We start from the raw sequence: 14,275 nt of genomic DNA on the forward strand, positions 1-14,275 counted from the left end.
AATAAAATCTAGTTTAGAAACTCAAATTTAATTTCCGAAATTATAACGAAGTGTGAAACCTGATCTTATATTCGTTAAAGGGAAAGAAGTTGAAATAACTGCTTTCGAGAACGAATGATCATAATAAAATATTGCTGTTAAGTTTTTACTAAAAGCGTAATCGGCTGTTAATTTTAAAGTCCAGATGTTCTGACCTGCAGCCAACTGATTATTATCATAATCTAAATAGCGAACTAAAGTTTCGTTATTTCTATATGAAAAATCGGCTTTTATGTTAATATCACTTTTAATAATTCCTGTTGGGTTGTCTGCTAATCTAGATGAAATAATTACGTCTTTAAAACGATATCCTACTCCTACAACATATTCTACTCCTCTAACCTCTGTCAATAAATTATTGTCAAAACTCATAGACAAAGCACGATCTTTTTTAACCTCAGTCAATATACGGAATGAGTTTTTCAACTCAAAATCAACTCTAAGCAGAGGGCTAAACTGCTCTACTAAGTTAACATTTGACATAATCGTTTTATTAAAGAAGTTTGTATTTACATCCTGCCCTGTTGGATTTTCTAAATAATCAAAGTTAGATCTAAACTGGCTGATAGTATAAGACGCCCTATAATTATGCTGTAATGAAAAACGTCTAAAATGATCTTTAAAATACTTATAACGCATTAAACCATTATACTTCACATTCCAGTTTGGAATAGGGAAACTTCTAAAAATACCTGTTGAACTCTTCGACGCATCTGCTCCTGTATATGCCGCCATAAACGAAGGCAATAAAACAGCCTGATTGCTTTTTGAGAAACCAATTGGATATCCTTCATTGGCAACATATATTTTATAATTAGGATCTGTTTCAGCTGGAATAGGATTATTCGCATCTCCATATCTAGGAATCACTGCTCCTGCCCCATAGTGATCTTCAGCCAAACGGTTTGCTATGACTAAACGATTGCTTCTAAAATCATCAAATGCAGCTGACTCAGTTTCTGTACTTGTTGAGAAAGACGTTTTAATTAATACCGTTGAAATAGAAAACATTCCATAAGTATATGGCGACAAAGACACATACTCATTTGTAATCGGGTCAACGCTATATTGCTCTGATGAATTCTCAGAATAAGCACGATCCATAGCCAAATCGATTTTCAAATCTGGCAATAAATCTACGTTTGCCGTTACTTTCAACAGTTTGTTGCTTACTTGCGTAAAGTTCTGATTGAAATTCTGGTAACTCGTCAGCCATCCATTTTTAGCCGCTTCGAAACGTACATCATCTTGGCTACCAAACACAAATCCTAACGAAGGTTTTGATGTTCCAAAGAAACCAACACCTGGAATATAACCCGGTAAAACTGTACCATTATTTTTGGTATAGTTAATCTGAACGTTTTTAATACTTGTCAAAACTCCAATTAAACCATCATAAAAAGGATTACTGCTTGTAACTGGTTTAGCCGTGTTTACAATTTTCTCACCTGGTTTTGGAGGCGCCGCAGGTTTTGCTGATTTTGCTGGTTTTGAACCTGGTGTCAGACCTAAATATTTATACAGTGTATTCATATTTAATGTCGTCGATAGCGTATTCGAATTGGCATTTTGAACCGTATTTCCTAAATCCCATAGCGTTTTCGTTCCATCTGGATTTTCTTCTTGATACTGAGACATTGCCGTAGATGATCTCTGCCAGTTATAATCGGCTGTATACGAATAAGTCGCTTTTACAAAACTAAATATTGGAATTTTATTAATTGGAATATCATAATTCAGAACTAATTGTTGTAAATGCTGATTTGGTATACCAGTATCAAAATAATCATCCCAAATATTAAAATCTTCTTTTGGAGTATTATCGTCGTTCAAAAAGTTTCTTACGATATTATTAGACGCTGCCGTATAGTTTAATTTTAAAGATTTTGTCAAATTAAATCCAAAACCATATTGATAATTAAAAGCAAAGTTTCTTCTGTAAAGAGGATCTAAACCGATACCCTCTACATCAACTTGTCTGTATTGCTGGCGATTACTTTGTCTTAAAATATTAGTATTAAACGAAACATTTGAAGGAAGATAATTAATATTAAAGTCGCTTAACAGTTTCCAATAATCACTTGTTTTCATGAATTTGGTCTGCTTAAACGGAACTACTTCTTTCGGCTGAAAAGTATAAGCATAATTAACCGAAGTATTAGATTGCTCATCTTCATAGCTTTCAACTTCGTAGTCATGTCGTTCTACCTGATTATACGATTGAGAGAATGTAAAGTTTTCTACATCATAAACGTGCGGCTTCTGTTCTGGCGCTCTATCCTTTCTTACCCCAATAAAATTGATACTTTTACGCTTGGTATAATCTACTGCTCGCGTTCTGATATTATCTTTTTCTGCTGGATCTGTCGTTTCAGCTATTAACTGATCTAATTTTATATCCTGATTAAACGGATCATATTCTGGCGTAATAACTTCTTCTCCGATAGCATAATTGAACGGAAGATTAATACCCCATTTTGGAGGCAAAAGTTTTCCTAAATTTATGTTCGTAACTATGTTATACTGCTGAATATCTTCACGGTCTCTTTCGTTTGCTCCCTGCTCCAAAGAACCAAAACCAATCGTGCTCTTTTTACCAGATGCAGACAATGTCATTAAATCGGCCATATTGGTATCTACATTTAGTAATGCAGCCATACCGCCCTTGTTTTCTAAGTCTGACATACGAAGCTCATTAAACCAAACTTCCCCCATAATATCTTTATGGTTTGCCGCACTTTTTACTCCGACCATTAAATTTCGAACTAAACCAAAATTCGGATTTCCTTTAATACCTAAAGTTAATTTACCATCTTGGTCACCGCCTTCTATATCAGGATCTCGGTCTGGATAATAGACACCATTAATATCTCTTTTTGGCGAGTTAATATCGATATTCATTCCTAAGATTTTCATTCTTGTCAATAAAGACAGGGCCAAATCAATATTATTCTCTTCAAGCCAAACCTGATCGGGACTAATTGTACAAGACCCGCCTGTTCTTGTAACTTTTAAAGGAATCTCAACTTGATAAAAGTTTTGCGTAAAGTCGTTACCAAAACGAATAAATCCGATCATCTCATCATCTAAAAGCTGAGTTTCATTTGGAAGCGATTCCGCGTGAAGGAACATTTTCAGTTTTTTGTACTGACGCATATCAACACTTACATTTTTGAAAACTGCTCTTGAATCTTGATATTCTAATCCAGAACCTCCTATTCGAACTGCTAAAGACTGCTCATTTTGGTTAATGATTGTATTGTTATTGTACAATTGTTCTCTTTGAACTCCTGGCGGAATAACATAGTTTACAGGGCATTTTGTACCATTTTCTTGAATATTTACAGCTGCAACATCAAATTGGGTTCCGTCATCATCAGGATTTGTATCGTTAGCATCTAGTGTTCCTGTGTACTTTCTCCATTCACCTCTAACCAAATCTAAAGCTCCAAAACGAACTGTCATTTGCTCATTAAACCCAGTCATAAACATACGCATGAAACGAATCGATCTAAAATCGCTAATATTCCCGATCGTATTTTGCGGTTTTGAAACAGGAATTTTAAACTGAATCCATCTTGCATTGGTTGAACCTCCATTTGGAAGTTCTACATTTTGAACTTCTCTAATATCTGTGATATAATTTTCTCCAACCTGCATGCCTGGTCGTACATCAATACTATACTCATAATATGCATTGATTGTACTCATGGTATTGTCGCGATTGATATCTTCAACGTCTGGAAGAGTTGTAGAACCACGGTTTGGATCATCAACACTTACAGCAGAGTTCCCTTCTGTTCCGTTGTACTTTTTATAGCGGTCTAAAACTCCTCCCTCTGTATTTAAGAAGTACTTATAGTTATCTGCAGCAGGATCTTCTTCTCCAGCATAATTGTTATAAACAGATGCCTCTTTTGCGTCTGGCAAACCATCTAAACCAACATCCTGATTTTTACGATTGTCTGGATTGGTGTCGAATGCATAAATCAATGATTGAGATGCAGGCACATCTCCCCAAATTGGTTGCGGATTCACCATTACCTGATCTGGTCCTAAACCATTTTCATATTGTTTTCTTCCGTCTTTCAGCACATCTTCAGAAACCTCCCCTAAATTGAAATAAATTTTCCCACTATTAGCACCTTGAGCTTGTCCAGTACCAACATAAGGGTCAAGTACCCAAAACTGAATGTATTCGACATTTCCTTGCTCAAAGTTTGTGGAATTTAAAGCACGCATAATCCCTCCAAAATTACTTGACGGGCTGCTGGCTCCAAAATTAGGATTATTATTGTATGGCCCTCTATCTGATGGATAATACGTTAAATCTAATGTATTAATAACCTGAATCTGTCCCTGTGCAATATCTGTATTTGGATAAAGCTCTTTACTGTAAATTCTTCTTGTTGTATTTAATGAAAGATCATCATTTGAAATTCCAGACGGTTTTGAAGTAAAGAAAATTGGATCAATAGTGTACCAAGATAATTTAGCTCGCTTATAACCATACTCTAACGTATTGGAGTTGGCATTAAAAGTATTGTCTGTAGCAGAATTAATAAATGGTGTTGAAGCTAAACTCCATGCATACGCAGATCTCATATCGATTGTAGTCTGAGTACCTTCAAAATCATCAATATAAATAGTAGCTTCTCCTTCAAAATCACTTGCTTTTGGAGCATCTGGTTTCAAAAATGCAATTTCCCCGCGAATAGAAAGATTCGAGGGAACATCTGTATCTATATTTGGCAATTTATTAGCTAATCTTGTCAAAAATGGAACTTCTGTAGAATAGTTTCCGTTGAAACCAAAAATACTGTTATTAACAGATTCTTGCCCGTAGCTTGATTTTTGAGTAAAAGGACGTTCTGTCATTTTTAAGAAAGTACCTCCAACAACAAATTTATCTGAAATTTTATGTTCAACATTGAATCCCATGAATCTTCTTGTCTGCTGCCCAAAAATTGAATTGTTTTCTAATGAAACTTCAATTGGCGTGTTAGACGCTTGAAGCGAAGGATCTAATATCTGTACTCTTCCTAATTGATAATCTACGCTATAATCAATACCTTCTACCAAAACACGTCCTGCAGCAGTTACAACAACAGATCCTTGCGGAACATTGAAAGCACCGATAGGAATACCATTACTTCCAGAAGATTTATATTTTCCTCTTAATAAGAATTTGTTTTTATCACTATCCTGCAATGCACCTGCCTGAGTATTCTTATACATATTCCTAAATACATATTTCTTCTGGTTCGGATTATATGTAGTTGGATCATTATAGTTTTCTCCCGAATTGGTGTTTAATTTTCTAAATAAAAGCTCACCAAAAGGCTCTTTTGTTGTAAAAATAATTCGTGCGTTTTGCACATCAACAGTTACTCCAGGAACATAATCAAAGAAACCATCTCCACCTTTTTGTGGGTCATTGTTATAATTTAACTGATCTAAGTTAAACACATTTAACAATGGTGTCTTTGTAATATAATAATTGCTTGGATCAGGATTTACAGGATCATCATCTGGGAAAAGAGTTCCTTGAACCGGCGTAATGTAATTGATTGGCGAAGGGTCTGTATAAAGAATGTTAAGCCTGAAATCTTCTTGTTTGATCTGATAAGCCTGCGGAATCTGATACACGTTTTTCATCATCAAGTTCCAAACTGGATTCTGCACGTTTGTCAAACTACTTTTCAGCATTTTTAAAACCAAACTCTGCGTTACAATTGCCTGATTGGCATTGTTGTTTCCTGTAACTACAGTTGCATCTACACCATCACTTCCGAACTCCCCTACTTGATAAGTTTTTCCTCCAACAGTATATTCAAATGCAACTGCCAGAATTTCGTCATTGGCCAAACGCTGTTGCAACGAAATATAACCTAACTGTGCATTAAAAGTAAATTCGTTTGCAGTTAACTTTCTAGCATTTTCAAGAACAGAATAATCGGTTCCTTCGTTTACGTTGGTATTATTAAATCCAGATTTTGCTGTTACAATCTCTCGAATATTAGAATTTAGGTAACTTCCTGCTTTTCCAATTGATGCTGGATCGTACTTATTATTCGTGTTGTCAGTTGGAGAGTCAATAGGATTATTAAAGAAACCTGTTGGATCTGTAATTACAACCACTTGGTTGTCTGGCACGCCAGACACCTGACCTTCTCCTAAATCCTGAAGCGCGATAATATTTCTTAAGTTGTTGTTTGATGTCGTTACTCTATTCTGCTTATTTGTTACCCATACTTCGATTCTCGTAACTTGAACACGGCTGTCAATTAATGGGTAATTTTTAAGAGAAGCATCATACTTATTTCTAAAGTATTGCGATAAGAAGAAATGTCGGTCATTATCATAATCTAATGCGAATAAATCAAAGTTCTGCACCGTACCTCCACCTTCTGCGACTATACTTTTGGTTTGCGATTTTTGTTCTGAGAAAACTCCGGTAACTGTTGTCTTACCAAATTGCAATTGCGCTTTGACACCAAACAAACTTTGCGCACCTCGAATTAAAGTACTATTTAATGGCATGCTCACATTACCAACCTCAACTTTCTGAACAATATCGTCTTCTGAAGGTGTGTAAGCTAGTTTAAATAAATTCTGAAAAGCAAACGTTGATTGTGTATCGTAATTGGCATTTACTTCAAGACGGGTTCCTATTTTCCCCATCAAACTCATACTGATTCTTTGATCAAAATCAAAAGTTAGACTGGATCTATTTCTTGGTGAAAAGGAAGGATTATCTTGTTTAGTATAACGCATACCCAAGTCCATTTCTACTGATCCTGTGGGCTTTACATCTATAGTATTACTTCCAAAAATACTTTCAAATAAACTCGAGTTGATATAATATCTTGGCAATAAATCTTTTTTGGCTGCTTCGGCTCCAGCTTTTTTGCCATCAATGGCATCAGATTTTTTTCTAAAATAATCTCTTCTAGATTCTTTTAGAACTAAATCTTCGTATTCTTTTGGAGTTAAAATTAAAGGATAATTGATTGAGAAACCATCTACCGAATTAGTATAGATATAACGATCTGTAATAGGATCATATCTATATGCCGAAAGTATGCTCGGAGGGTCTTCGAGCTCAATCTTACCTACTGAAAATTGAGTTTTAGTTGTATCTTGTGCTGCCGGTGTAACCTGTGCGCGCAAAACATTACCGCAGAGCAATACTAGCAACAAAATACAAATTTTACGCATAGAATTCTTTTATATAAAATGAAATTTATAAGCTTTTTAAAGCCTTTTTGATAATTGTTTCAGCAGTAGCTTCAGGATCTTCTTTTACAATTCTGTCTACCACTTTTTCAGAAGCTTTTCTCACAAAACCTAGAACTTCTAGAGCAGATAACGCTTCATCTCGGTTTCTATTGTTTTGAACAGCAAAAACTTCATCAATATTGTACAATTTAACAACTTTTTCCTTTAAATCAAGTATAACCCTTTGTGCTGTTTTGTTTCCAATCCCTTTGATAGATTGGATTATACCTACATCTCCAGATGCAATGGCATTTATAATTTGCTTTGGCTCTATAGACGAAAGCATTGTTCTTGCGATTCCGGCTCCGATTCCTGAAACAGAAATCAGCATTCTAAAAATTTCTCGCTCCGATTTTTCGGCAAAACCATATAAAGTATGCGCATCTTCTTTGATTTGAAGATGCGTATACAATTTTATATTTTCAGAATTTGGAATTAAAGAGAAAGTATGCAGCGATATATTCACCTGATAACCAACTCCTCCACAATCAATTACAACCTCTGTAGGATTCTTTTCTACTAATCTCCCCTGCAAATGTGCTATCATAAATATAGTTTATCAGTATCAAATATAACAAAAATGCCATAAAACTACGACAAATTTGTTCAATCCTTTGTAAGAACGTTTATTGTGCTATTTTATTCTTTTTGCTTTCTTTTTCCTGTGCATCAATAACAGCAATTGCTGCCATGTTAACCATTTCTTCTACACTTGCTCCTAATTGGAAAATGTGAACTGGTTTGCCCATACCCATCATAATTGGCCCAATTGAATTTACCTTATACAATTCTTTCAACAATTTATAAGTGATATTTGCCGATTCTAAATTAGGAAAAATTAATGTATTTACTTTCTTTCCTGCTAATTTAGAGAAAGGGAATTTTTCTTGAAGCATTTCTGGATTTAAAGCAAAATCTGCTTGAATTTCTCCATCAACAATTAGTTCTGGATGGTTTTTGTGTAAGTAAGCTACGGCTTCTCTAACTTTTGATGCGCTCTCACTTGTTGAAGAACCGAAGTTTGAGAATGAAACCATTGCAATAACCGGCTCAATTCCGAACATTTTTGCAGTTTTTGCCGTCATAATCGCAATATTAATCAAATCTTGTGCAGATGGATTAATGTTGATTGCAGTGTCTGATAAAAACATTGGCCCACGAGAAGTAAGCATCATGTTTGCAGTTGCAATAAGTGAAGCATTTTGTGCTTTTGGAATTAACTGCATCATAGGTTTCACAACAGAAGGATAGCTTCTTGAGTGTCCTGTTACCAATGCATCTGCTTCTCCTTCATTAACCATCATTGCTGCGAAGTAGTTTCTCTCGCGCATGAATTTTTCGGCATCTAGTTTAGAAACGCCTCTTCTTCCTCTTGCTTCCCAGAATGATTTTGCAAATCTGTTACGTCTTTCTGCTTCTTCATCTGTTTTAGGATCAATGATTTCAAGATCTGCATCGAAACCTAATTCTTGTTTCAATTCTAAAATCACCTCTTTGTTTCCTAATAAAATCGGGAATCCAATTCCGTCTTCGTAAACAATTTGAGCTGCTTTTAAAACGTTTAATTGATCTGCTTCTGCAAAAACAATTCTTTTAGGATCTAACTTAGCACGGTTTGTAATCAAACGCACCATTTTGTTATCGTTACCCATACGTTCGCGAAGCACATCTTCGTAAGCTGCCCAATCTGTAATAGGATTTTTTGCCACTCCAGATTCCATTGCCGCTCTTGCAACAGCAGGCGCTACAACAGTAATCAATCTAGGATCAAATGGTTTAGGAATGATATATTCTTGTCCAAAACCAAGTTTTGTTGCGCCATACGCCACGTTTACTTGTTCTGGAACTGGTTCTTTTGCCAAAATAGCTAAAGCTTTTACAGCCGCCATTTTCATTTCTTCGTTGATTTTTGTCGCTCTCACGTCTAGCGCTCCTCTAAAGATATAAGGGAAACCTAATACGTTATTTACCTGATTAGGAAAATCTGAACGTCCCGTAGCCATAATAACATCTTTACGAGTTTCAACGGCCAAATTATAGTCGATTTCCGGATTTGGATTTGCCATTGCAAAAACAATCGGGTTATCTGACATTGTCAATAACATTTCTGGAGACAAAATATCTCCTGAAGACAATCCGATGAAAACATCTGCACCTTTTACGGCTTCGTCTAAAGGAATTTTAGCACCATCAATTGCATATTTTAATTGTAAATCTGATAATGCTGGGTTGTCTTTTGTTAAAAGTCCTTTACTGTTGTACATTAAAATGTTTTCTACTTTTACTCCAAGTGAAACATATAAATCTGTACACGCAATTGCAGCAGATCCTGCACCAGAAACTACCATTTTTACATCTTCAGCTTTTTTACCTGCCAATTCAAGTGCATTGATTAAAGCTGCAGAAGAGATAATTGCTGTTCCGTGCTGGTCATCGTGCATAACTGGAATATCCAATTCCTCAATCAATCTTCTTTCTATTTCAAAAGATTCTGGAGCTTTAATATCTTCAAGATTGATGCCTCCAAAAGTTGGAGCAATATTTTTTACAGTCTGAATAAATTCTTCAACATTTTCAGTATCAATTTCGATATCAAAAACGTCAATGTCTGAGAAAATTTTAAATAACAAACCTTTTCCTTCCATTACAGGTTTTCCTGCTTCTGGACCAATATTTCCAAGTCCTAAAACAGCTGTCCCGTTTGAAATTACGGCTACTAAATTTCCTTTTGCTGTATATTTATAAACGTCCTCTTTGTTTGCTGCGATTTCTAAACATGGTTCTGCAACTCCTGGCGAATAGGCCAATGATAAGTCTCTCTGGGTTGCATATTTTTTTGTTGGAACTACCTGAATTTTTCCTGGAGTTGGTTCTGCGTGATACAGTAACGCTTCTCTTCTTTTACTCTCTTTGTTCATTATTTTTAGCTTTTATTCTAGCTTACAAAGATATAAGTCTTGTTTTAAAATGGCGTGTTTTTAGCGTTTTCTTTTCCTAAAATCTATTTGGATAAATAAAAAAAGCCCAATAGAATTGGACTCATTTTAAATTTTTATCGTTTTTAGGTGTGCTTTATTGAGAAATATAAGAATTCAAATGATTGATTGTATCTTTCTGAATTTCTATAATTGCCTTCACTACATCGCTTATAGAAATGACTCCAACCACATTTCCGTCTTCTAAAACAGGCAGGTGTCTAATTCTTTTTTCGCTCATAAGTTCCATACAATCTTCAAGATTATCTGAAAGTTTTACTGTATAAACATGACTTTCCATAATCTCATGAACAAAAGTTTCTTTTGAAGATTTATCTTTCAGTACAATTTTTCGGGCGTAATCCCTCTCCGACAATATTCCTTTTAAAACATTATCATCCATAACTAAAATTGCCCCAATGTTTTTTTCTCCCATCACTTTTAACGCATCATAAACCGTTAAATTGGAGAAAATAGAATAAACATTTCTTCCTTTTGTTTTAAGTATTTGATCTACAGTCATAATGAAAAATTTTTAGGATTATAAAGTTAAAACAAAAACAAACACGATCTACAACGAAATCGATTTTTTAAACCATAACAAATTCATTTTAAACATAATACACAAAAATTTATGTTTTCAAAATTATAGTGTAAAAAATGAAATTGTTTAGAATTGTTTTTTGAGAAAATTTAGATTTTTTAACGTTCTGATGCACAGACAATAAAATATAAATTACATATTTATAATTGATTTTTATTAACCGATGAAATGTCCCTACAGGACATAATGAACACGGATAATCATTTGCGTTCTACCGATCAATCACTCCTAGCGGAGTGGTTTTTCAACCATTATATATAATTCGAGGCCACTCCGTTAGGAGTGACTGATCGGTAGAAAAAAAAATAATCACACCCAAACCATTATCCCGTAGGGATTATTTCTAAACAAAAAACCCCTTTTCTACAATGTAGAAAAGGGGTTTTGTAATTTATAAAGAAACGATTTTTACATCGCAACAATAATAAACTCGCTTCGTCTATTTTGCATGTGCTGTTTTTCTGTACATTTTACGCCATCAGCACATTTGTTTACTAATTGCGTTTCGCCATAACCTTTTGCAGTTAGTCTATCTTCGCTAATTCCTTTTTGAATAAGCCAATTTTTAGTTGACTGTGCTCTTTTTTCTGAAAGAATCTGATTGCTTTCTGAAGAAGAACGGCTATCGGTATGCGAACGAATATCAAGTTTCATGGTTGGATATTCATTTAAAAGATTGACCACTTTCATTAATTGCGGTTCTGATGTTTTCTTGATTGTTGCTTTACCCAAATCAAAGAAATTCATAGGCAGATTCAACAGTTTTGCAATATCTGCCCCTACTCGTATAGAACCTATTTTTACAGGACTTATTACGGTTTTCTTGATAGCTACAGTTTTTGCTACAAGAGGTTTAAACACTTTATTTAATGAAATAAATTGAGTAGTTTCTCCTTTTTCTCTAAGAATCGTTACAGCAACTTCTTTGGCATTATAATCGTCCTTAGCAGTTCTGATCGTGTATTTTTTACCACATCTTAAATCCGGAAAAATATAATTTCCTTTTTCGTCTGTAGTGATTGTTCCAACTGGATCAAATTTTTCGTTAAACAAAGTCAGAGAAGTATTGGCCAATATCTCATTTGTTTCCGCATCGGTTACTGTTCCAGATAAATTTTGTTCGCAGACTAATCTTCTAGTTTCTGTAAATCTGTAAATATCATCTAAACCTAGTCCGTTTTCTCTGTTTGAAGAAAAATAACCGCTTCTGCTTTTACTGTCAATACTAAAAGCAAAATCGTCTTGTTTACTATTTACTGGTTCGCCCACATTTAAAACTTCATCATAACTCCCGTTTGCTTTTATACGAGAAGCAAAAATATCCAGACCGCCTAAACCTGGACGTCCGTCTGATGCAAAATACAATTCATTATCTCCAGAAATGAAAGGAAAAGTTTCCCTTGCTTCTGTATTGATAGCAGGCCCTAAATTTTCTGGCGTACCAAAAGTTCCGTCTTCATTAATTGCAACTTTATAGATATCAGACTGACCCAACGTTCCTGGCATATCTGATGCAAAATATAATGTTTTTTCGTCAACACTTAAAGCTGGATGCGCCGTGCTGTATTGATCACTATTAAATGGAAGTTCTTTTATATTCTGCCATATATTATCAATAAGTTCTGCTTTGTATAATTTAAGAAGCGTTACGTTTTTATCATTGCTTCTTCTTTTACCGTCTGTAAAATTATTTCGTGTAAAATACATCGTGCGACCGTCTTTTGTAAAAATCGGACTTGACTCATTGAAATTATCTTTTTTTCTTTTTACTAAAAGTTCAGGTTTTCCAACGCTTCCGTCTGGCATTAAATCGGCTGTATACAATCTAGAAAACGATCTGTTTGTCCATTGAAAATTAGCTTTCACCACTCCTCCCGTATCGCGTGCAGAAGTAAAAACAATTTTGTTGTTGTAAACAACGCTTCCGTAATCTGAATATCTAGAATTGACTCCGGCATCGGCAATTTGGAATCGTCCTGAGTTTTCTTTGATATCTTCTAAATAGTTTTTATCACTTCTGATTAAATCTGCTCTTTTCTCTGCAGTTGCCTTTTGATTGAATTTCTGTAAAATCTCATCAGACTTGCGATAATCTCCTGCTGATTTTAATGATTGTGCATATCGATATAAATATTCAGCTTCTTGATTTTCATTTATTACAAATAATTGTTCGTACCATTTTAATGCGCTTTTTAGTTCTCCATTAAAATAATATGAATTTGCCAAACGCTGAATTATTCCTTGATCGGTGGTTTGGTCACTTACCAAAGTCTCGTAAACTTTTATTGCATCCGCGTAAGCGTACTCTTCATATTTTTTATCTGCATATTTTATGTTCATGTTTGTAAATGGGTTTTGCGCATTCACATTTGAAATAAAACTAGACAGTAAAAAGATCAAAATTAATTTTATAGCTTTCATAGGTTGTATTAAAAGAATCTTGGGGATATCATTTTATTGTAATTATTAAAGAATTCGAATCTTAAGAAAATCTCGTGAGATCCAGAATTGTATTTTCTTAATTGCGTCGTTTCATGGTCGTAACCATAACCTATATACATTCCTTTTGTCACTTGAAATCCTGCCATTGCACTCACAGAGGCGCTCCAACGGTAAGCAAGTCCCAAAACAAATTTGTCATTAAACATGAAATTTCCTGAAACGTCAACTTGCAAGGGCGCTCCTTCTACCATTTTTGCCATTAAAGCAGGTTTGAATTTGATGTATTCTAAGCGATCCAGATTAAATACATAACCTGCTATTAAATAATAATTGATTTTCTCTTTGAAAATAGCCACATCATCTGAATCATAACGATTTGTTTCTATAAAATTAGGAACCGATAATCCGATGTAAGCTCTGTCTGAATGATAATAAATTCCAGCTCCAACATTTGGTGAAAATTTATTTTTTAGATTCTGAAATTGCGGATCGTCCTGATCTTCATAACTCAATTTATTAATATCGATATTAAAAAGATTGGCTGTTCCTTTTATACCAAAAGATAAATTCCATGATTCTGAAGTTGGAATTGTATACGACAAATCTGCTGAAAGAGTATTTTCTACCGTAGGTCCAATTTTATCATTTACTAAAGAAACCCCAAGTCCTAAATCACTATTTTTTAAAGGTGTATTAACCGAAAAAGTACTCGTTTCTGGCGCTCCGTCTAATCCAATCCATTGTGTACGATACAAACCAAAAACGCTTAAAGCTCCACGTGAACCTGCATACGCTGGATTGACTTCGATTGTATTGTACATGTACTGTGTGTACTGCGCGTCTTGCTGCGCATTTGACACAATCGAAAAAAACATAAAAACTAAAATTAATTTTTTCATTTATGAAGTTTTAGAACGGCTTAGGGTTAACTAAG

The 14,275-nt window shown here is 34.6% G+C and carries 6 protein-coding genes; all 6 read right to left on the reverse strand.

Annotated features, from left to right (window positions below; translation table 11 throughout):
* Window positions 1–27 precede the first annotated feature (27 nt).
* The 6 genes from sprA to RB618_RS02090 all read right to left on the reverse strand — a co-directional run bounded on the left by sprA (window position 28) and on the right by RB618_RS02090 (window position 14,240).
* Complete coding sequence (sprA, locus tag RB618_RS02065) at window positions 28–7,260, reverse strand: cell surface protein SprA (RefSeq protein ID WP_308067268.1); 7,233 nt, start codon at window positions 7,258–7,260, stop codon at window positions 28–30.
* Between the two features lie 25 nt (window positions 7,261–7,285).
* On the reverse strand, window positions 7,286–7,867 hold the full coding sequence (ruvA, locus tag RB618_RS02070) for a Holliday junction branch migration protein RuvA (protein WP_308067269.1): 582 nt from the start codon (window positions 7,865–7,867) through the stop codon (window positions 7,286–7,288).
* Window positions 7,868–7,946: 79 nt separating this feature from the next.
* Window positions 7,947–10,238: an NADP-dependent malic enzyme gene (locus tag RB618_RS02075; RefSeq protein WP_308067270.1), complete on the reverse strand. Its 2,292-nt coding sequence runs from the start codon at window positions 10,236–10,238 to the stop codon at window positions 7,947–7,949.
* A 154-nt stretch (window positions 10,239–10,392) separates the two neighbouring features.
* Window positions 10,393–10,818 (reverse strand): CBS domain-containing protein, encoded by a 426-nt coding sequence (locus RB618_RS02080; RefSeq protein WP_308067271.1) that lies wholly within the window; start codon window positions 10,816–10,818, stop codon window positions 10,393–10,395.
* Between the two features lie 489 nt (window positions 10,819–11,307).
* Window positions 11,308–13,320 (reverse strand): OmpA family protein, encoded by a 2,013-nt coding sequence (locus RB618_RS02085; protein ID WP_308067272.1) that lies wholly within the window; start codon window positions 13,318–13,320, stop codon window positions 11,308–11,310.
* Between the two features lie 8 nt (window positions 13,321–13,328).
* Window positions 13,329–14,240 carry a type IX secretion system membrane protein PorP/SprF gene (locus RB618_RS02090; protein WP_008467387.1) on the reverse strand — a complete coding sequence of 304 codons (912 nt, stop codon included), beginning with the start codon at window positions 14,238–14,240 and terminating at the stop codon, window positions 13,329–13,331.
* Between the last annotated feature and the right edge of the window lie 35 nt (window positions 14,241–14,275).

Origin of the sequence: Flavobacterium sp. LHD-85, assembly GCF_030929595.1 — a bacterium.
Taxonomy (GTDB): Bacteria; Bacteroidota; Bacteroidia; order Flavobacteriales; family Flavobacteriaceae; genus Flavobacterium.

Excerpts from the sequence above, each read along its gene's own strand:
- RB618_RS02075 (WP_308067270.1), bottom strand. The coding sequence starts at position 10,238 with ATGAACAAAGAGAGTAAAAGAAGAGAAGCGTTACTGTATCACGCAGAA.
- sprA (WP_308067268.1), bottom strand. The coding sequence starts at position 7,260 with ATGCGTAAAATTTGTATTTTGTTGCTAGTATTGCTCTGCGGTAATGTT.
- ruvA (WP_308067269.1), bottom strand. The coding sequence starts at position 7,867 with ATGATAGCACATTTGCAGGGGAGATTAGTAGAAAAGAATCCTACAGAG.
- RB618_RS02080 (WP_308067271.1), bottom strand. The coding sequence starts at position 10,818 with ATGACTGTAGATCAAATACTTAAAACAAAAGGAAGAAATGTTTATTCT.
- RB618_RS02085 (WP_308067272.1), bottom strand. The coding sequence starts at position 13,320 with ATGAAAGCTATAAAATTAATTTTGATCTTTTTACTGTCTAGTTTTATT.
- RB618_RS02090 (WP_008467387.1), bottom strand. The coding sequence starts at position 14,240 with ATGAAAAAATTAATTTTAGTTTTTATGTTTTTTTCGATTGTGTCAAAT.